At 65.8% G+C, this 18121-nt stretch carries 16 protein-coding genes and 1 pseudogene; 5 read left to right on the top strand and 12 right to left on the bottom strand.

What is annotated here, in order from left to right; genetic code table 11:
• Nucleotides 1-368 precede the first annotated feature (368 nt).
• The gene (locus MB901379_RS07925; protein ID WP_158016114.1) at nucleotides 369-1097 is read left to right on the top strand and encodes a winged helix-turn-helix domain-containing protein; all 729 of its coding nucleotides are present in this window, start codon (nucleotides 369-371) and stop codon (nucleotides 1095-1097) included.
• A 27-nt stretch (nucleotides 1098-1124) separates the two neighbouring features.
• Here MB901379_RS07925 and MB901379_RS07920 read toward each other — a convergent pair whose 3' ends face one another.
• The gene (locus MB901379_RS07920) at nucleotides 1125-2060 is read right to left on the bottom strand and encodes a lysophospholipid acyltransferase family protein (protein WP_158016113.1); all 936 of its coding nucleotides are present in this window, start codon (nucleotides 2058-2060) and stop codon (nucleotides 1125-1127) included.
• A 137-nt stretch (nucleotides 2061-2197) separates the two neighbouring features.
• A complete protein-coding gene (locus tag MB901379_RS07915; RefSeq protein ID WP_158016112.1) occupies nucleotides 2198-2686 on the bottom strand; it encodes an MPT63 family protein in 489 nt (162 codons plus the stop codon).
• A gap of 433 nt (nucleotides 2687-3119) precedes the next feature.
• Here MB901379_RS07915 and MB901379_RS07910 point away from each other — a divergent pair, with 433 nt between their 5' ends.
• Nucleotides 3120-4346 carry a cation:proton antiporter gene (locus MB901379_RS07910; protein WP_232022017.1) on the top strand — a complete coding sequence of 409 codons (1227 nt, stop codon included), beginning with the start codon at nucleotides 3120-3122 and terminating at the stop codon, nucleotides 4344-4346.
• Nucleotides 4347-4431: 85 nt separating this feature from the next.
• On the opposite strand, the gene MB901379_RS07905 is transcribed toward MB901379_RS07910, so the two are convergent.
• Nucleotides 4432-5391, bottom strand: coding sequence for an esterase family protein (locus MB901379_RS07905; RefSeq protein ID WP_174237079.1), 960 nt, complete (start codon nucleotides 5389-5391; stop codon nucleotides 4432-4434).
• A 334-nt stretch (nucleotides 5392-5725) separates the two neighbouring features.
• Here MB901379_RS07905 and MB901379_RS07900 point away from each other — a divergent pair, with 334 nt between their 5' ends.
• Together MB901379_RS07900 and MB901379_RS07895 are read left to right on the top strand one after the other, a co-directional pair.
• Nucleotides 5726-7522: a BCCT family transporter gene (locus MB901379_RS07900; protein ID WP_158016109.1), complete on the top strand. Its 1797-nt coding sequence runs from the start codon at nucleotides 5726-5728 to the stop codon at nucleotides 7520-7522.
• Nucleotides 7523-7619: 97 nt separating this feature from the next.
• Nucleotides 7620-8039, top strand: a complete 420-nt coding sequence (locus MB901379_RS07895) for a MarR family winged helix-turn-helix transcriptional regulator (RefSeq protein ID WP_158016108.1) — start codon at nucleotides 7620-7622, stop codon at nucleotides 8037-8039.
• 33 nt (nucleotides 8040-8072) lie between these two features.
• Here the strand turns inward: MB901379_RS07895 and MB901379_RS07890 are convergent, their stop codons facing one another.
• From MB901379_RS07890 to rpsB, 3 genes are read right to left on the bottom strand one after another with little or no spacing between them, the layout of a single operon-like run.
• Entirely contained in the window at nucleotides 8073-9485 is a 1413-nt protein-coding gene (locus MB901379_RS07890) for an amidase (protein ID WP_158016107.1), read from the bottom strand.
• An 18-nt stretch (nucleotides 9486-9503) separates the two neighbouring features.
• The gene (gene tsf, locus MB901379_RS07885; protein WP_158016106.1) at nucleotides 9504-10331 is read right to left on the bottom strand and encodes a translation elongation factor Ts; all 828 of its coding nucleotides are present in this window, start codon (nucleotides 10329-10331) and stop codon (nucleotides 9504-9506) included.
• An 11-nt stretch (nucleotides 10332-10342) separates the two neighbouring features.
• On the bottom strand, nucleotides 10343-11197 hold the full coding sequence (gene rpsB, locus MB901379_RS07880) for a 30S ribosomal protein S2 (RefSeq protein ID WP_158016105.1): 855 nt from the start codon (nucleotides 11195-11197) through the stop codon (nucleotides 10343-10345).
• Nucleotides 11198-11561: 364 nt separating this feature from the next.
• Here rpsB and MB901379_RS07875 point away from each other — a divergent pair.
• Nucleotides 11562-12005 (top strand): annotated as a pseudogene (locus tag MB901379_RS07875) (murein hydrolase activator EnvC family protein); the annotation flags it as partial.
• A gap of 11 nt (nucleotides 12006-12016) precedes the next feature.
• On the opposite strand, the gene MB901379_RS07870 reads toward MB901379_RS07875, so the two are convergent.
• Genes MB901379_RS07870 through MB901379_RS07845 form a run of 6 tightly spaced genes read right to left on the bottom strand, consistent with a single transcriptional unit; the run spans nucleotide 12017 to nucleotide 18107 of the window.
• The gene (locus MB901379_RS07870) at nucleotides 12017-12916 is read right to left on the bottom strand and encodes a tyrosine recombinase XerC (protein ID WP_158016104.1); all 900 of its coding nucleotides are present in this window, start codon (nucleotides 12914-12916) and stop codon (nucleotides 12017-12019) included.
• 31 nt (nucleotides 12917-12947) lie between these two features.
• The gene (locus tag MB901379_RS07865; RefSeq protein ID WP_158016103.1) at nucleotides 12948-14126 is read right to left on the bottom strand and encodes a lactate 2-monooxygenase; all 1179 of its coding nucleotides are present in this window, start codon (nucleotides 14124-14126) and stop codon (nucleotides 12948-12950) included.
• A gap of 33 nt (nucleotides 14127-14159) precedes the next feature.
• Nucleotides 14160-15011, bottom strand: a complete 852-nt coding sequence (locus tag MB901379_RS07860; protein ID WP_158016102.1) for a siderophore-interacting protein — start codon at nucleotides 15009-15011, stop codon at nucleotides 14160-14162.
• A 35-nt stretch (nucleotides 15012-15046) separates the two neighbouring features.
• The gene (gene dprA / locus MB901379_RS07855) at nucleotides 15047-16222 is read right to left on the bottom strand and encodes a DNA-processing protein DprA (RefSeq protein WP_158016101.1); all 1176 of its coding nucleotides are present in this window, start codon (nucleotides 16220-16222) and stop codon (nucleotides 15047-15049) included.
• Nucleotides 16219-17730 (bottom strand): YifB family Mg chelatase-like AAA ATPase, encoded by a 1512-nt coding sequence (locus MB901379_RS07850; protein WP_158016100.1) that lies wholly within the window; start codon nucleotides 17728-17730, stop codon nucleotides 16219-16221. The genes dprA and MB901379_RS07850 overlap by 4 nt, the downstream gene beginning before the upstream one ends.
• Nucleotides 17730-18107 (bottom strand): YraN family protein, encoded by a 378-nt coding sequence (locus MB901379_RS07845; protein ID WP_158016099.1) that lies wholly within the window; start codon nucleotides 18105-18107, stop codon nucleotides 17730-17732. The genes MB901379_RS07850 and MB901379_RS07845 overlap by 1 nt, the downstream gene beginning before the upstream one ends.
• Nucleotides 18108-18121 lie beyond the last annotated feature (14 nt).

The following is an 18121-nucleotide window of genomic DNA, read 5'->3' as shown; positions in this document are numbered from 1 at the left end:
GCGGCTCTGATTGCGAGATGACGTCGCGTCCGGATAGGCCTGGGTTCCCCAGCACTGCGACCGCGCCCGTAGCAACCGAACCAATCCCGTATGACGATGTTTGGGCGACCCGCGCCACGGGAATGCGGCCGGTGCGGTCGCAGCATCAGGGTCAACGGCAGCTTGCTGAACTTGATGGAAAGGTGGGCCCGGTCCGGACACGGACCGGGCCCACCGATTGCAGACACGATCGCAAACCAAAGACAGCTGGTTGGCATAAATTTGCCGCCAACCGGGTATCCAGCCATTTCCCCAGCGGTTTCTGACGGGCGGCATAGTTGGCGCTGGTAGGGGGTGGTTGGGCCCTCGCGAGGGGTTGGAGAGGCCTGTTGGAAGTACTGCTGTTGAGCAACGAAGCCGACTTCGAAACTGCGCTACCTCAGTTGGATTCGTTCGCGCAGGCGGTGCACCGCGCGCCGCTGGATGCCTACGGCCCCGAAAGCCTGCGCTCAGCCGATGTCGCAGTGATCGACGCCCGCACCGACCTGGCCGCCGCGCGCCGAGCATGCCGAAGGCTGACTGCCACCGCACCGGCCCTCGCGGTGGTTGCCGTGGTAGCTCCCGCCGACGTCGTCGAGGTTGACATTGATTGGCACTTTGACGATGTCTTGCTTGCCGCGGCGGGCCCGGCCGAGCTACAGGCACGATTGCGGCTAGCGATCACGCGTCGACGCGCCGCCCTCGAGGGCACCCTTGAATTCGGCGATCTCGCTCTAAATCCCGCCAATTACACGGCGAAGCTGGGCGGCCAGGACCTGGGGCTGACGCTGACCGAATTCAAACTGCTCTTTTTCCTCGTCCAGTACGCCGGGCGAGCATTCTCCCGCACCCGGCTGATGCACGAGGTGTGGGGTTATGACTCCAACAGTCGCGTGCGCACGGTCGACGTACACGTGCGCCGGCTCCGGGCCAAGCTGGGAGCCCAGTACGGATCAACCGTCGATACCGTCCGCGGTGTGGGTTACATGGCCATGACACCCCCGCAGCCGCGGTGGATTGTCAGCGAGCCGCCCAGAAAGGTCTTATCGACGGGCGCCGGCGAGACCATTGCTCAATAGTCTGCTCAATAGAGTCACGCTCAATAGTCACCCGAACAGCGGTAGGGCGCGCTTGCGCGTCAACGCGTCCATGCCCCGTTGAATGGTGTCCTCGACCTGCTGGTACTTGGCGTTGACGTAGGCGTCGTCGTCGGCGCGGGCGGGATCGTGATCGACGTCGATCGCGGGCATGAAACGCGTTCTGATCTTGGCGGGCAGCGGTAGCTGCGGAATGGCGGCGGGAGCGACACCCCAGGGCAGCGAAATGGCCAAGGGGAACACCTTGAGCCTGGCCAACCGGTCCAGTTGTAACAGCCGCGCCAGCCGGTCACCGCGGATCAGCACCGGCATGGCGTCGGCGCCTCCCACCGTCGCGATCGGCACGATCGGCACCCCGGCTCGGATCGCCGTCCTGACAAAACCCTTCCGCCCGGCCAGGTTGGCGCGATCGCGTTCGGTCCAGGGCCGCAACGAGTCCACCTCGCCACCGGGCCACAACGCCACGTCACGCCCCTTCGCCAAGGCCGTAGCGATCGCATCCGGGGCGGCGGGAAGCACCCCCATCGACCGGAAATACCGCCCGATACCCGGAATCGCCATAAGCACATCGTGGGCCGTGCCGTGCAACGGCCGCTCGGGTCCAAACCGCCGCCACCATTGCAGACCCACCGTCCAGGCGTCCCAGACGAAGGGGGCACCGGAGTGAATACCGATCAGAAGCGTCGGGGGTTCGGGAATGTTTTCCCAGCCGTCTATCTCCATCCGGAACCAGTAATCGACGAGCAGGTTCCAGAAGAATTTGTGCCGGTGCAGTGTGTTTTCGTCCTGACTATGCAGATCCCACTCGCCGGCTCGGCTGGCCACCCAACCGCCGATCCCGTCAACCCGCTTTTCGCGCTCGTCCGCCATTTTCGCTTGGGCCTCGTCGGCATAGCGCTCGGCCTGTTCGCGTAGCTCCTCCGGCCTGGCATCGCTTGCACTCATAGGAGCGGAGTACCCGATCGAGCCATGCTCAACGCAGACGGGTCTGGTCCCCAGGGACCCACAGATGCGAGCCTCCCCGCGTCGTAGGTAGGACGCGGGGAGGCTCGGCACCATTGGCATGGCGACTGCCGACGGGCCTATGACTCGATGTTGCTGGTCCAAATCAAAACGTCTTGCACGCCGTCGTTGTAGACCACGCCGTTTGGCGGCGGACCGGTCACATCGAAGTACAGCGTCCCGCTTTGGCTGTCGCCCTGCGCGATTGGCGCCGGGTTGAGGCCGCCGGGAACGGGAACTTCGTTGACTACACCGTAGGTCTCACCGTTGGCCGCCCGGGCGTTGAAGCTGGATACCAAGGGCGTCACGGTTCCAGTTACTGACCTAGCCGTGATCTCCGCCGAATAAAGCTCGCCTTGCGGGACGTAACCCGGGATATTGACGTTTGCGGGCTGCAGATTACCCACCGTGTACGAGGTAATCATCGGCCCATCCACCAGTCGTTCGCTGGTGCCGAAACTCTGGATTGTCGGCGGTGCGGCAAACGCCGTCGCTGCGCCGAAAACGCTCACCGCCGCTATTCCCGCGGCACCAATGGCCGTCTTCACAGTGGTCTTCGTGAACTTCACGTTTATCCCCTCTCTTCCGTGTCGTTCAATGCGGTTTATGCCTTGAGCTAACCGCTCGTTGTCGAATTGCCCGACGACGGCTAGCTCAAACCACGCCGCATCCCGAATTGCCCGACTCATGTGCGCAACCTGCACGAACTATCCGCCTTCATTTGCTGCCGCAGTATCATTCGCACTGCCCCGGCAGGCGGCGTCGCATCCCCACCGACGATGTGACAATGCCAATCCGCGCACTGGCCGCAGGGCTGGTGGTGAATCACACGCAGGTCGGCGAAACCGCAGCCGGCACAGACCAACCACCCCGATGCCGCCTGCATGCGGCCGGGTGGTGATCAGGGCTGTCGTAGGTCGGCGGACTTCGAACTGCTTCGCTGCCGAGCTGGCCTCCAGGGGCGTGGTCTACAATGCGGCAGCTCTGTCGACAAGGGAGACGATGTCAAACCACCAAGTTGCTGTACTGATGGCCGATTTGGCATTGATCGTAGTTCTGGCAAGGCTGTTTGGTCGGGTCGCCGAACGCTGCGGTCAACCAGCAGTCGTCGGCGAGATCACGGTCGGCATTTTGGCGGGTCCCACAGTTCTTGACGGAGCGGTGTCCGACGTGATCTTTCCCGCCGAGGTGCGCCCATATTTGCAGGTTTTTGCTGCGATCGGTGTCGTCGTCTTCATGTTTGGCGCCGGGCTAGAACTCGACCGCGGCCTGTTGAACAACGGCCGCCGCCTTGTGCTCACCGTGTCGCTGTTCGCCTACAGTCTGCCGTTTCTGCTGGGGTGCGCACTCGCAGTCGTGCTGCTGGCCCGCCATGAAACCGTCAGCGAGATCGGGTTTGTCCTATTCCTCGGCGCCGCGATCTCGGTGACGGCGTTTCCGGTCTTGGCGCGCATCCTGCATGACAACGGGATGCTGAAAGGCAAGCTCGGCCAATTGGGTCTTGCTTGTTCGGCCATTGACGACCTTGTCGCCTGGTGCGTTCTGGCGATTGTGATCGGAATCGTGCAGGCCCGAATCGATGATCAGTGGCGTTTGCTTCTCCTGGTGCCGCTCATCGCCGGCCTTCGGTTCTTGGTACGCCCGTTGTTGATGCGTTTGCCCACCGACAGAGCGGGCGGGTCACTGCTGGCGGCGGTAGCCGGGTCCCTGGCCTGCGGTGCGATGACCGAGTGGATTGGTCTGCACTACATTTTTGGCGCCTTTCTGTTCGGCGTCGCATTTCCGCGTACACGTCCGGTCGACATGAACGGCGTTCGGGCTGTCAGCGTCTTGTTTCTACCGGCGTTCTTCGTGGTGTCCGGGATGCGGGTCGATCTCGATGCGATCGGCGGATGGGGTCTGGCCGAACTCGCAGCGATCATCGCGGTGGCGGTGGCCGGCAAGCTGTTGGGAACGTATCTGGGCGCCCGCATGATGCGGATGACCAAACGCGACTCGTCTGCGTTGGCCGCGTTGATGAACGCCCGGGGCCTCACCGAGATCGTCATCCTCACCGTCGGCCTCGAACTGCAGGTAATCGACCAGCCGCTCTACTCGCTCATGGTGGTGATGGCTCTGGTGACGACGTCGATGACAGCGCCGCTGCTCAAACTCACCGGCGTGACGTCACGCGCCCAGCACGCCGCTGCAGAGCCGGTTCATTCAGAACCGATCAAGGAGCCCACCTGAGTCCAACTAAGCGGCACTCATGCACTCACCGCTTAGTGACAGCGGTATCACTTTGCACCGCTTCCACCGTATGGCTCGGCCGAACTCAGGACGCCGCACCACCGGTGGCGCCGAGTGTCTGCTGCATGTCGGGCATCATGGCCACCAACTGCGCGTTCCAGTAGCCCCAACTGTGCACTCCGTTGTTGTCGATATTGAACGTCGCGTTGTGCCCTCCGGCCGCCACGTATGCATCCCGGAAGGCCACATTGCTGTTCAAGATCATCTGCTCGATGACCTGACCCGGAATGCTGCCCTCGCCGATCTCCGAGGGTGTGCCGTTGCCGCTGTACACCCACAGGCGGGTGTTGTTACCAGCCAGCCTTCCGGCCTGGACGGTGGGATCGTTGCGCTGCCATCCAGGACCTCCGGTGGGTCCCCACATGTCTTGCGGATTGAAGCCGCCCTCGTCGTTCATGGCCAGCCCAATCAGCATGGGCCCTTGCCCGCTGGAGGGCGTCAGCAACGCCGACAGCGAGGCCGCGAAGGCGAACTGCTGGGGGTGGTAGGCGGCCAATATCAACGCCGAGGACCCCGACATGGACACCCCGACGACAGCGTTGCGGGTCGTCCGCACACCACGGCCCGCCAGGTAGTTCGGTAGCTCGCTGGTCAGGAAGGTCTCCCACTTGTAGGTCACGGGGCCACCGGCGTTGTTGGCCGGCCCATACCAGTCGGCGTAGAAGCTGGACCGGCCGCCGACCGGTGCGACCACCGACATACCCGAACCCAGGTACTCATCGAACGCGTTGGTTTCGATGTCCCAACCGCTGCGATCGTCGCGGGCACGTAAGCCGTCCAGCAGGTAAACCGCCGACGCGCCTCCTTGCTGGAACTCGACGGTGATATCTCGCCCCATCGACGCCGACGGCACGTGCAGGAATTCGGGCTGTGCCGCGCGCGCAGGGGCTATACCCCCAACCGTCCCGGTCAATCCCGGTAACGCCATGGCCGCAACGCCGGCGATCATCAACCGACGCAACCAAGGTCTCCTGGCCATATTCATCTCTACTTTCTCCCCAACGTGGGGTAGCAAATCCACTTCAACGCTGCGTCCAGCAGCTCGGGGTCGCCGCGCCCGTGACGAAGTCGATACCCCGTGTCGTTGCGGGTCAGACCCGGCATCCTAGGAATCACTGCGGCAAATCCGATGGCCGATCAACCAGCGCGGCCCCATCGCCTCCCGGTAGCGAGCGCCCTGTGTATCTGTAACCACTGCAGCTTCGCCTAAAACAGCAAATCAGCGGTCACCAGCCGGTCGAGACGGCCATTCGTTAGTGTCGATTCGTACTAGCAGCGGCACGGTGCCCGTCCCCCGGACGCGGCGAGATGGGAGTGTGATGGCGTTGCCTGCCACGCCGACGAACGGCCGGAGTGGTCCGAACGTTGTGGTTCATGCCTGGCGGAGCGTTAAGCCCGCGGTCTTCATTCCTGCGTCACTGGTGATCATCGCCATGATCGCCGTTTCCGTCGTGTACGCGCAGACCGCTCAAGACGCGTTCGGCCGGCTCAACGCCGCGATCACCGACGGCGTCGGATGGTGGTACATCCTGGTGACCACCGGTTTTGTGGTATTCGCGCTCTACTGCGGTTTCTCCCAGGTCGGCACCATTCGACTGGGCGGCGACGATGAGGTACCCGAGTTCAGTTTCTGGCCCTGGCTGGCCATGCTGTTTAGCGCCGGTATGGGTATCGGATTGGTGTTCTACAGTGTGGCCGAGCCGCTGAGCCACTACGTGCATCCACCGCAGGCATCTGGTGTGCCCGCACACACGGACGCGGCGGCCAATCAGGCAATGGCGCTGACCATGTTCCATTGGGGTCTGCACGCCTGGGCGATCTACGTGCTGGTGGGCCTCGGGCTGGCGTACATGACCTATCGCAGGGGCCGCCCCTTGTCGGTGCGCTGGCTGCTGGAGCCGGTCCTGGGCCGGCGCCGTGTCGAGGGCGTGTTGGGGCACGCTGTCGACGTCATCGCCATCGTCGGAACGCTTTTCGGTGTCGCCACATCGCTGGGTTTCGGTATCACTCAGATCGCGTCCGGGCTGGAATATCTCGGTTGGATCCGGGTGAACAACTGGTGGATGGTCGGCATGATCGCGGTCATCACCGCCACCGCGACGGCGTCGGTGGTCAGCGGGCTCGGCAGAGGATTGAAGTGGCTGTCGAACATCAACATGGCGCTCGCCGCCGCTTTGGCCGCCTTCGTCCTGGTGCTTGGGCCGACGCTGTTCTTACTGCAATCGTGGGTGCAGAATCTTGGCGGCTACGTCCAATCATTTCCGCAATTCATGCTGCGCACCGCGCCGTTCTCGCACGACGGCTGGCTCGCCGACTGGACCATCTTCTATTGGGGCTGGTGGATCAGCTGGGCCCCGTTTGTCGGAATGTTCATCGCACGGATTTCGCGAGGACGCACGATCCGGGAGTTCATCGGGGCCGTGCTGCTGGTCCCCACCGTGATCGCCTCATTGTGGTTCACCATCTTCGGCGACTCGGCGGTGCTGCGGCAACGCAACAACGGAGACCTGCTAGTCAACGGAGCGGTAGACACGAACACATCGCTATTCCAGCTGCTCGGCGGCCTACCCATCGGGGTCATCACCAGCCTGCTGGCGGTGGTGGTGATCGTGTTCTTCTTCGTCACGTCATCGGACTCTGGTTCGTTGGTCATCGACATCTTGTCAGCGGGCGGCGACCTGGACCCGCCCAAACTGACGCGGGTCTACTGGGCGGTGTTAGAGGGGGTGGCGGCCGCCGTTTTGTTGCTGATTGGCGGCGCGGGGTCGTTGACGGCGTTGCGCACCGCGTCGATCGCCACCGCCCTGCCATTCTCAATCGTCATGGTGTTGGCGTGCTATGCCATGGCGAGGGCGTTCCACTTCGACCTGGCCACCACCCCCCGGCTGCTGCACGTCACGGTGCCGGACATGGTTGCGGCCGGAGACCAACAGCGCCACGACGTCTCGGCGACACTTTCCGGGCTTATTGCCGTCCGTGACGTCGACAGCAGCACCTGTTCAGTGCACCCCGACACCGGCGCACTCACGGTCATAGCCCCAACAGATCCTCTGGGCGAACATTCCTTTGACTCCGGCGACCACCAACCCCAAAGCAACACAACATCGTCGACATGAGTGACAGCGCCCCGGTGGCGACTCCGCCACCGACCACGGCCCTGGCCTGATCGCTCATAATCCGCCGGCGCGTCCGGCATATGTCAAGATCATTGACATGGGCCAGGTCGAAGACGCTCCGCTGGGCTTTCTGCTCTATCGGGTAGCGGCTGTGCTGCGGCCCGAGGTGTCCGCGGCGCTGGGTCCGCTCGGTCTCACCCTGCCCGAATTCGTCTGTTTGCGGTTGCTGTCGCTGTCACCCGGGCTTTCCAGCGCCGAACTGGCCCGGCAAACCAATGTCACTCCGCAAGCAATGAACACGGTGCTGCGCAAACTCGAAGAGATCGACGCCGTCGCCCGGCCAACGTCGGTGTCGTCCGGGCGTGCCTTGCCGGCCACCCTGACCACTCCCGGGCGAGCCTTGCTCAAGCGCGCGGAGGCGGTGGTGCTGGGCGCCGATGCACGTATCCTCGCGAAGCTGACAACGGCTCAGCAACGGGAATTCAAGCGGATGCTCACAAAGCTGGGATCGGGCTAACGAGCGCCACCAAGCAGGGTGCCGGGTAGCTGGTCAGACATGTATGCGCGCCCAGGGTCGGGCCTCTTCGAGTTCGTAGGCCAGCTCCAACAGCCGCGCTTCGCGCCCGAGATCGGCGGCCAGCATCATGCCCACGGGCAGCCCCTCCGCGGATTGGGCCAGCGGCAGCGATATCGCCGGCTCCCCAGTGACGTTGTGCAGCGGGGTGAAGGTGACCCACCTGCGCAGCCGATCGATGACCTGGTGGTAATCGGTGGGCGAGAGGTATCCAATCGGGGGCGGTGCGTCTGCCAGCGTGGGAGTCAGCACCGCATCGTAGGTGTCAAAGAATCGCGCGGTGTGCCGCCGGACGCGGCGCAACCGCGCGATCGCCGCGGGCAACCGCAGGGCGTTGCGGGCACCATGTCGGGCCAACCCCAACGTCAGGCTGTCCAGCCGGGTGCGATCGAAACTCTTGCCGAAGGCCAGTCGGCCGATACGCACCTGCGCCCACGCCAGCATCCCCCAGTACAGGACGAAGTCATCGGGCAACGTCGTGGGTACGGGCAATTCCTCGACGTGTTCGACGTGATGTCCCAGCTCCTCGAGGAGTCCGGCTGTCTTCAGCGTCAATGCACGCATCTCCGGGCCGCACTCCTGGTCGACCGAGCGGGTCAACACGGCAATCCGCAGCCGCTGCTTGCTGGGCCCGGTGACGTCCCCGATGGGCGGCAGCCCGGTGGGCCGCCAGTTGCGCTCGACCTCGCGGTAGAGGGCCGCGGTATCCCGCACGGATCGAGTCAGCACGCCATTGGCGGCGATGACGACCGGCATTCGGCGTAGCTCTGGATCTAGCGGCAGCCGTCCGCGCGTTGGCTTGAGCCCGACCAACCCGTTACACGACGCCGGAATCCGGATCGAACCACCGCCGTCGTTGGCGTGCGCGATCGGAACCACGCCCGCGGCGACGAACGCCGCCGATCCCGACGAAGAGGCGCCCGCGGTGTGCTCGGTGTTCCACGGGTTACGGACCGGGCCCAGCCGGGGATGCTCCGCGGCAGCGCTGAACCCGAACTCCGACATCTGCGTCTTACCGAGCTCGATCAATCCGGTCGACCGCAGCACCCGAGTGATCTCGCTGTCGGTGCCGGCGTGACGCGGCGCCCACGCGTCGGTCCCACGCATCGTCGGTAACCCGTTGACGTCGACGTTGTCCTTGATGTAGCTCGGCACTCCGCCGAAGAAGGCACCGCCCTGACTAGGCCGCCGGGTCCGAGCCGCGTTTCGCGCCGCGTCGAAGGCCGCATGCGCCAGACCGTTGAGCTGAGAATTGACCGCTTCGGTGCGCGCTATGGCGGCCTCGGCGACCTCGGCCGCGGTCAGCTGGCCAGAGTTGATGGCATCAGCAAGACCGACGGCATCGAGATCACCCAGGACATCGTCGCCAAAAGCGTGTACACGGGCCATGCTTCGACGCTAGCCGAGTTAGGCCTGCCCCACCTCGAACCGAACGAATCGGGTCACGCTGACACCGGACTCGTCCAGCAACGCCTTGACGGTCTTCTTGCTGTCGGACACCGAGGGCTGTTCGAGCAGCACGGCATCCTTGAAGAAGCCGTTCAACCGGCCCTCGATGATCTTCGGCAGCGCCTGCTCCGGCTTGCCCTCGGCCTTAGCGGTCTCCTCTGCGATGCGGCGTTCGCTGGCCACGACGTCTGCTGGCACCTCGTCGCGGGACAGGTAGCGGGCCTTGAGCGCGGCGATCTGCAGGGCCACCGCGTGCGCCGCCTCTTTTGCTGCGCCAGCCGAGCCGCCGGTGTACTCGACTAACACCCCGACCGCCGGCGGCAGATCGGCCGACCGACGGTGGAGATAGGTTTCCACGGTGCCGTCGAAGATCGCGACGCGCCGCAATTCCAGCTTCTCGCCGATTTTGGCCGACAGTTCCGCGATCGCCTGTTCGACGGTCTGGTCACCGGCGCTCGCGGCTTTGAGGGCATCGACGTCGACGGCCTTGGCGGCAACCGCGGCTGCGACGATCTCATCGGCCAGCTTCTGGAACTCCGCGTTCTTGGCGACGAAGTCCGTCTCGCAGTTCAACTCGATAAGCGCACCGTCCTTGGCCGCGACCAGACCCTCGGCTGTCGCGCGCTCCGCGCGCTTACCCACATCCTTGGCGCCCTTGATCCGCAGCGCCTCGACGGCTTTGTCGAAGTCACCGTCGGATTCGGCCAGCGCGTTTTTGCAAGCGAGCATGCCGGCACCGGTCAGCTCCCGCAGTCGCTTGACGTCGGCAGCGGTGAAGTTCGCCATTTCAGCCTTTCCTAGGATGCATCTGTGGTTGGTTCGCCGGCGCCGGCGACGGCGTCGGTCGGTGCGCTGGCATTAGCTGTAGCAGTTGCGGCTGTTGCGGAGGCCAGCAGCTCCTGTTCCCATTCGGCCAGCGGTTCGCCGGCTTCCGCCTCTGGTTTACCGTCGCCGCGGCCCTGGCCGGCGCGGGCTTGTAGGCCCTCGGCGACCGCGGAGGCGATCACTTTGGTCAGCAACGCCGCCGAGCGGATCGCGTCGTCGTTGCCCGGGATCGGGTAGTCGACCTCGTCGGGGTCGCAGTTGGTGTCCAGGATGGCTATCACCGGGATGCCGAGTTTGCGGGCCTCGCCGACGGCGATGTGCTCTTTGTTGGTGTCGACCACCCAAATCGCCGATGGCACCTTCGCCATGTCCCTGATACCGCCCAGAGACCGCTCCAACTTGTTCTTCTCCCGGGTCAGGCCCAGAATCTCCTTCTTGGTCCGTCCCTCGAAGCCGCCCGTCTGCTCCATTGCCTCGAGTTCCTTGAGACGCTGCAGCCGCTTGTGCACGGTGGAAAAGTTGGTGAGCATGCCACCCAGCCAACGTTGGTTCACATATGGCATGCCGACCCGGGTCGCTTCGGCTGCGACGGATTCTTGCGCCTGCTTCTTGGTGCCGACAAACAGTACGGTGCCTCCGTGGGCGACGGTTTCTTTGACGAACTCGTACGCCTTATCGATGAAGGTCAGCGTCTGCTGCAGGTCGATGATGTAGATGCCATTGCGGTCGGTGAAGATGAACCGCTTCATCTTGGGGTTCCAGCGACGGGTCTGATGCCCGAAGTGGGTGCCGCTGTCGAGCAGCTGTTTCATGGTCACAACAGCCATAGTGAGCCGATGTCCTTAGTTGTCGGTTGTCTGCCAGACGTCGGGTGACGCCGGGCCCTGGCGTCTGCTGCGATGCCGAACCCGTTCCGGAGAAATCCCCCAAAGGGGACCACCGGGCCGGGACCGCTCGGCATGCTGTTGCGGATCCCTGAACTACCGGGTCGCGATGCAGACACGCGAAGTCAGCCCGTAGAAACGAGCTGCGACGAGCAGTTTACACCGATCCCACGGGCGTCCTTACCACGGCGGCTCCACAGCTGGCGACCGCTCCACAAATCGATGCGACGGGGTGTCGGCGCCCCCGGTTCCCCGCTGAACTGGACTCGTGTTGTGGTCGATGCTGCTGTCCCTGATGGTGCTGTGCGCTGCGCCGGCGCACGCCTCCGGTGAACGCCTGGACTGGCCGCTACGTCCGCCACCTGCCGTGTTGCGCGGGTTCGCCGCCCCAACGCCGAACTGGCGGCCCGGCCATCGCGGCGTCGACCTGGCCGGCGCACCTGGTGAGCAGGTGTACGCCCCGGGCGACGCGACCGTGGTGTTCGCCGGAATGCTGGCCGGACGTCCGGTCGTTTCGTTGGCCCATCCGGGTGGCTTGCACACCAGCTACGAGCCGGTTCGAGCCATCGTTCGGGCCGGTCAGCCGGTAGCAGCCGGCGCTCCACTGGGCGAATTGGTGGCCGGACACCCGGGTTGCCCAGCGCCAGCGTGTCTGCATTGGGGCGCGATGTGGGGTGCGGCGTCGGCGGCCGATTACGTCGACCCGCTCGGCCTGCTGAGGTCCACCCCGGTCCGGCTCAAACCGCTGTCCGGTTGATGCGGTTAGGCGCGCGGATGGGCTTGATCGTGCACGGCCCGCAACCGGGCAACCGCGACGTGGGTGTAGAGCTGGGTGGTCGCCAGGCTGGAATGTCCCAGCAGCTCCTGGACAACCCTCAGGTCGGCCCCACCCTCGAGTAGGTGCGTGGCCGCGCTGTGGCGCAGCCCGTGCGGGCCCATGTCGGGTGCGCCGTCCACCGCGGCGACGGTCTGGTGCACCACGGTGCGCGCTTGCCGCACATCGAGTCGGCGACCGCGCGCGCCCAGCAGCAATGCCGACCCGGACTCCGCCGTGACCAGCGCGGGACGCCCCTTCGCCAGCCAGGTTTGCAACGCCTCGGCGGCGGGCTGACCGAAGGGGGCGGTGCGCTGCTTGTTGCCCTTGCCGAGGACACGCACCAGCCGATGCGTGGTGTCGACGTCATCGACGTCTAGACCGCACAGTTCGCTCACCCGGATCCCGGTGGCGTACAGCAGCTCCACGATCAGCCGGTCCCGCAGCGCCAGCGGATCACCCTGCTCGGCGCCTAGCTTCGCGGCGGTCATCGCCGCGCAGGCCTGATCCTGGCGCAGCACAGCGGGCAGCGTGCGATGGGCCTTGGGTATCTGCAACCGGGTCGCAGGATCGGTGGACAACAGACCACGCCGGGTGGCCCAGTCGGTGAAAGCTTTGACCGCCGAGGTGCGACGGGCCAGCGTCGTGCGCGCGGCGCCGGCGCCCGCGGCAGCGGCCAGCCATGACCGCAGCAGCGGCAGGTTCAGCGCGTCCAGGCCTGCTCCGCGTTCGGCGAGAAACGCAAACAGCGAGCGCAGATCACCCAGGTAGGCACGACGGGTGTGTGCCGAGCGGCCACATTGCAGCGCCAGGTAGTCGTCGAACTCCTCGAGAATGCCTTCGCTCACTCCCCCACGGTCGCAGACGCGACGGCGCGGTTCAGTCGACGCGCCGCAGCGTGTCCGGGGTGAGATCTTTGCGCGCGGGATATCCGTCGACCGCCATGATCAGGTCGGTTTCGGCCAACATCGCCCGCAGTACGTGGACGATGCCGGCTACCCCGCCAAGCGCCAGACCGTAGGCGTACGGGCGGCCCACGCCGACCGCAGTCGCACCCATGGCCAGCGCCTTGACGACGTCGGCACCGTTGCGGACCCCGGAGTCGAACAGCACCGGCAGCCCGTCGGCCGCCTCGATCACCGCTGGCAGGCAGTCCAGCGCGGGTAAACCGCCGTTGGCCTGCCGGCCGCCGTGGTTGGAGCAGTAGATACCGTCGACGCCACCGTCTTTGGCGCGTCGGGCATCATCGGGATGGCAAATGCCCTTCACGATCAACGGCAGCTCGGTCAGCGAACGCAGCCAGCCGAGGTCGTTCCACGTCAGGGGCGCTCCGAAAATTTGCACCCAGCGCAGCACGGCACCCTGCGGGTCTTCTTCTGGCGGACGCTGCAGGCTGGCCCGAAACACCGGATCGCTGGTGTAGTTGGCAAGGCAGTGCCCACGCAGCTGCGGAAAGTTCGCCGTGCTCAGGTCACGCGGCCGCCAACCGGTCACCCACGTATCGAGCGTGACGACGATGCCCTTGAAGCCGGCAACTTCGGCCCGCTGCACCAGGCTAGCGGCGACTTCTTTGTCAGTCGGTGTGTACAGCTGGAAGAACCCGGGTGTGTCACCGAATGCGGCGGCGACATCCTCCATGGGGTCGACCGTCAGCGTGGAGGCGACCATCGGCACGCCCGTGCGAGCGGCCGCACTCGCAGTTGCCAGGTCCCCATGCCCGTCCTGGGCGCACAGCCCGATAACGCCGATCGGGGCCATGAACAGCGGCGACGGCAAAGTCAACCCGAACATCTCGACCGAGAGGTCGCGCTGGGCGGCGCCGACGAACATCCGCGGCAGCAAACCCCAGCGATCGAACGCCTCGCGATTGGCCCGCTGGGTGCGTTCGTCACCCGCTCCCCCGGCGACATACGACCACACCGAGGGAGGCAAAGCCACCGCGGCCTTGGCTTCCAGTTCGGTGAAGGCCATGGGCAGGGAGGGCACCACCCCGGCGAGGCCCTGCAAGTAAATCTCGTTTTGGTAGTCGCCGAAATGCGGTGCTGTCTCTGCTCCCATTCGGTAGAGAATGCCAGCCGACCGGCCACGACCCTACTGGGTCCCGGCCTCAGCCTCGGCCAGTTCTTTCTTCCACTGCCGGAATGTCTCTTCGGTACGCCCACGCCGCCAGTAGCCGGAGATCGACGACGCCCATTTCGCGTCCACCCCACGCTCCTTGCGAATGTAGGGCCGCAGGTTGTGCATGACGGTTTGCGCCTCACCATGAATGAAGACATGCACCTGCCCAGGAAGCCACTGCGCGGTGGTAACCGCCTCGATCAACGGAGCATGATCACCGGCGCGATCCTCAGATATCAGATCCGCGCGGCCGCCGCGGTATACCCAGTTCACCTGGACGGAATCCGGTGCGGTCAGCTCGATCTCGTCTTCGGGGCCGGCCACTTCGATGAATGCCTTGCCAACCGCGTTGGCCGGCAACGCCTCCAGGGCGGCCGCGATGGCCGGCAGTGCGGATTCGTCACCAGCCAGCAGATGCCAGTCCGCCGACGGGTTGGGTGTGTAGGCCCCACCGGGCCCCATCAGATGGATCCGCTGGCCGGGTTGAGCCGTCGCGGCCCACTGGCCGGCTATCCCATGTTCGCCGTGCACCACGACGTCAATCACGATTTCACGGGCCGCAGCGTCGATTCGGCGGACGGTCATGGTCCGTACCGAGGGCCGCTTCTCGGGCGGGAGACTAGAAAAACTGTCCATGGTCAACGGCCGGGGCAAGGCCTCGACGTCGACGTCCTCAGCGACAAACACCAGCTTGACGTAGGAATCGGTAAACTCGCCGGGAACGAATGTGTCGAAGCCGTTGCCGCCGAGCCGCACCCGGATCATGTGGGGTGCCAGTTGTTGGGTACCAACGACTTCGAAGGTTTGCAGTGGTCTACCCGCCACTTGTCCTCCTGTTCAAACCCAATGCCCCCGCTCGACTATACGAGCCGAGGCGTTGCCGGCTTGGCCACGACCCGGGCGGGACCGCATCGGGCGATGCGCCATCGGCCTCCGTCACGCTGGGCCAACCCGCGGACCTCGAGGATCGCCAGCGGTCCCAGCACCTGCTCGGCCACCAACCCGGATGCGATGGCGATCTCGTCGACACTGGTGGCGCCGCGACCCGGCAACGCTTCGTACACTCGGCGCTCGATGTCGCTGAGCCCGTCGAAAGCGGTGCTGGGTCGCGTCTCCTCGGCCGCTAGTTCGCCGATTCGACCGACGAACTCAACAATGTCGTCTACTCGGGTGATCAACTCCGCGCCATCGCGCAGCAAGGCATGACAGCCCGCCGACGCCGACGAGGTCACCGGCCCGGGTACCGCCCCTACCACTCGGCCCAGTGCCCTGGCCCACGCGGCGGTATTGGACGCGCCGCTGCGCAGGCCCGCCTCCACCACAACCGCCGCGCCCGCAACGGCGGCGACCAGCCGGTTGCGGGTCAAGAAGCGATGCCGGGCCGGGCGCACGCCGGGCGGGTACTCGCTGAGCAGCAGGCCGTACCGGCCGATGCGGTGCAGGAGCGCCGAATGCCCGCCCGGATATAGGATGTCGATCCCGCCGGCCAACACCGCCACGGTGATGCCGCCGGTGGCGAGCGCAGCGCGATGAGCCGCACCGTCAACGCCGTACGCGCCGCCGGAGACCACCGCAACATCGCGGTCGGCCAGGCCAGCGGCCAAATCAGTCGCCACCTGCTCGCCGTACGCCGTCGCGGCCCGGGTCCCCACCACCGCGGCAGCGCGCTGCGCCACCTCGTCCAGACGCGCGGGACCCAGCACCCATAACGCCATCGGCGGACCGCCGCCCGCCTTGGCCCGCACCGCGGGGCTATCGAACGCGGTGAACGCAAGCATCGGCCATTCGTCGTGGTCCGGCGTGATCAATCGGCCGCCCCGGCGTGCGAGCAGCTCGAGATCCGCGGCGGCCCGATCGACTGTGCGCCTGGCTTGGGTGCGCCGGGCCAGATCGGCGCCGACCAGACCGCGCCGGACCCGGTGCGCCGCCTCTACCGGGCCAACACGGCCCACCAGGGTGGCTAGTTCGGCGCATGGCGGCTCGGCCACCCGGGACAGATATGCCCAGGCCAGCGCGCGGCGATCGCAGCTGCTCATCGGGCGGCACCTGGCTGCCGGAAGCTCAATGCGACACCGACCTCGTCAAGACCCGGCGAAACCCGGCCGGCCAAGTCGGCCAGGCTCCAGGCGACCCGCAGGGTGCGATCCACGCCACGAATGCTGAGCAGCCCCCGATCCAGTGCGGTGCGCAGCGGGTCCATGGCGGCGTTGCCAAGGCGAAACTTCCGCCGCAGCAGGGGCCCGCTGACTTCGGCATTGGTACGGAAGCCATGCGGCCGCCACCGCTGGGCGGCCGCCTCACGGGCTAGCGCGACCCGCTGCCGCACCTGCGATGTCGGTTCACCATCCGCGGCCGAAAAGGCCCCCGCCCGAACCGGATGCAGCTGCACCCTCAGGTCCACCCGGTCCAGCAGTGGCCCGGAAAGCTTGCCGAGGTAGCGGCGCTTAACGGCGCCCGCGCAGATGCAGTCGCGTGGATCGGCCGGGGCACACGGACACGGGTTGGCAGCCAGCACCAGCTGAAACCGAGCCGGGTAGCAGGCAACGCCGTCGCGCCTGGCGAGGCGGATTTCCCCGTCCTCCAACGGCGTTCGCAACGCTTCCAGCGCCCGCACGCTAATTTCAGCGCATTCGTCTAAGAACAACACTCCGCGATGAGCCCGGCTCACGGCACCCGGACGAGCCATCCCCGACCCGCCGCCTACCAGTGCTGCGACGCTGGAACTGTGATGCGGCGCCACCAACGGCGGACGGGTGATCAATGGCGTTTCCCCCGACAGCAGTCCGGCCACCGAATGGATGGCGGTGACCTCCAGCGACTCACTGTCCGATAGCGGCGGCAGCAGCCCAGGAAGACGTTGCGCCAACATTGTTTTGCCCACTCCCGGCGGGCCGGTCAACATCAGGTGATGAGCTCCGGCCGCGGCCACTTCCACGGCGAAGCGCGCTTGTGCCTGTCCCACGACATCGGACAGATCTGCCGATGGCTCGCGGACGGTGGCAACCGCTGCGATCCTCTCGTCCAATTCGGCGCAGCCCTTCAACCAGCTCTGCAGCTGACCCAGACTGCGAACACCCCAGACGTCGATGCCGTCGACCAGGCTGGCCTCGGCCAGGTTGTCCGCGGGAACGACGACGGCCGGCCAGCCCTCGCGCTTGGCGGCCAACACGGCGGGCAGTACGCCACGCACCGCTCGAACCCGGCCGTCCAACGACAGCTCGCCGAGCAACACGGTCTTCTCCAGACGGTGCGACGGGTTCTTCTGCTGCGCCGAGAGCACCGCGGCCGCCAGGGCAATGTCGTAGACCGAACCCATCTTCGGCAGCGTCGCCGGCGACAACGCCAGCGTCAGCCGGGCCATGGGCCAGCTATTTCCGCAATTGGTGACGGCCGCGCGAACCCGATCGCGGGATTCTTGCAACGCCGCATCGGGCAGCCCCACCAGATGCACACCCGGCAGCCCCGAGCTGATGTCGGCCTCGATCTCCACGATTTCTCCGTCCAGGCCGCACACCGCGACCGAGAACGCACGCCCGAGCGACATCAGCCGACACCCTTCAGGTGAGTCAACTCAGGGGTACGGCGACGGCCGATACGCACGCCGATGACATCGATACGGACCGCCGTCCAGCCCTGGTTCTGACCGGCCAACCACAATCCGGCCAAGCGGCGGAGCCGACGCAGCTTCCACTCGGTCACCGCGTGCGCCAGCCCGCCGTACCCGTCGCCGGTGCGCGTCTTGACCTCGATGAACACCACTGCGCCCGTGGCTGGGTCGCCGGCGATCACATCGAGTTCCCCATAGCGGCAGCGCCAGTTGCGGTCCAAGATCCGCAACCCCAGATCGGTCAAATGCTTCACGGCCAGCTGCTCGCCAAAGGCGCCCAGCTCAGCTCGCGTCATGGTCTTCAGGGTCGTCATGCGGCCAAAATGCA

Origin of the sequence: Mycobacterium basiliense, assembly GCF_900292015.1 — a bacterium.
Lineage (GTDB): Bacteria > Actinomycetota > Actinomycetes > Mycobacteriales > Mycobacteriaceae > Mycobacterium > Mycobacterium basiliense.
The sequence above is the reverse complement of the archived record's forward strand: the minus strand, read 5'-3'. Positions and strand labels throughout refer to the sequence as shown.

Bases quoted from the DNA above. Each gene is read 5' to 3' on its own strand.
- MB901379_RS07920 (WP_158016113.1), bottom strand. From the start codon at position 2,060: ATGAGTGCAAGCGATGCCAGGCCGGAGGAGCTACGCGAACAGGCCGAG.
- MB901379_RS07910 (WP_232022017.1), top strand. From the start codon at position 3,120: ATGTCAAACCACCAAGTTGCTGTACTGATGGCCGATTTGGCATTGATC.
- MB901379_RS07905 (WP_174237079.1), bottom strand. From the start codon at position 5,391: ATGAATATGGCCAGGAGACCTTGGTTGCGTCGGTTGATGATCGCCGGC.
- MB901379_RS07900 (WP_158016109.1), top strand. From the start codon at position 5,726: ATGGCGTTGCCTGCCACGCCGACGAACGGCCGGAGTGGTCCGAACGTT.
- MB901379_RS07895 (WP_158016108.1), top strand. From the start codon at position 7,620: ATGGGCCAGGTCGAAGACGCTCCGCTGGGCTTTCTGCTCTATCGGGTA.
- MB901379_RS07890 (WP_158016107.1), bottom strand. From the start codon at position 9,485: ATGGCCCGTGTACACGCTTTTGGCGACGATGTCCTGGGTGATCTCGAT.
- tsf (WP_158016106.1), bottom strand. From the start codon at position 10,331: ATGGCGAACTTCACCGCTGCCGACGTCAAGCGACTGCGGGAGCTGACC.
- rpsB (WP_158016105.1), bottom strand. From the start codon at position 11,197: ATGGCTGTTGTGACCATGAAACAGCTGCTCGACAGCGGCACCCACTTC.
- MB901379_RS07865 (WP_158016103.1), bottom strand. From the start codon at position 14,126: ATGGGAGCAGAGACAGCACCGCATTTCGGCGACTACCAAAACGAGATT.
- dprA (WP_158016101.1), bottom strand. From the start codon at position 16,222: ATGAGCAGCTGCGATCGCCGCGCGCTGGCCTGGGCATATCTGTCCCGG.
- MB901379_RS07850 (WP_158016100.1), bottom strand. From the start codon at position 17,730: ATGTCGCTCGGGCGTGCGTTCTCGGTCGCGGTGTGCGGCCTGGACGGA.
- MB901379_RS07845 (WP_158016099.1), bottom strand. From the start codon at position 18,107: ATGACGACCCTGAAGACCATGACGCGAGCTGAGCTGGGCGCCTTTGGC.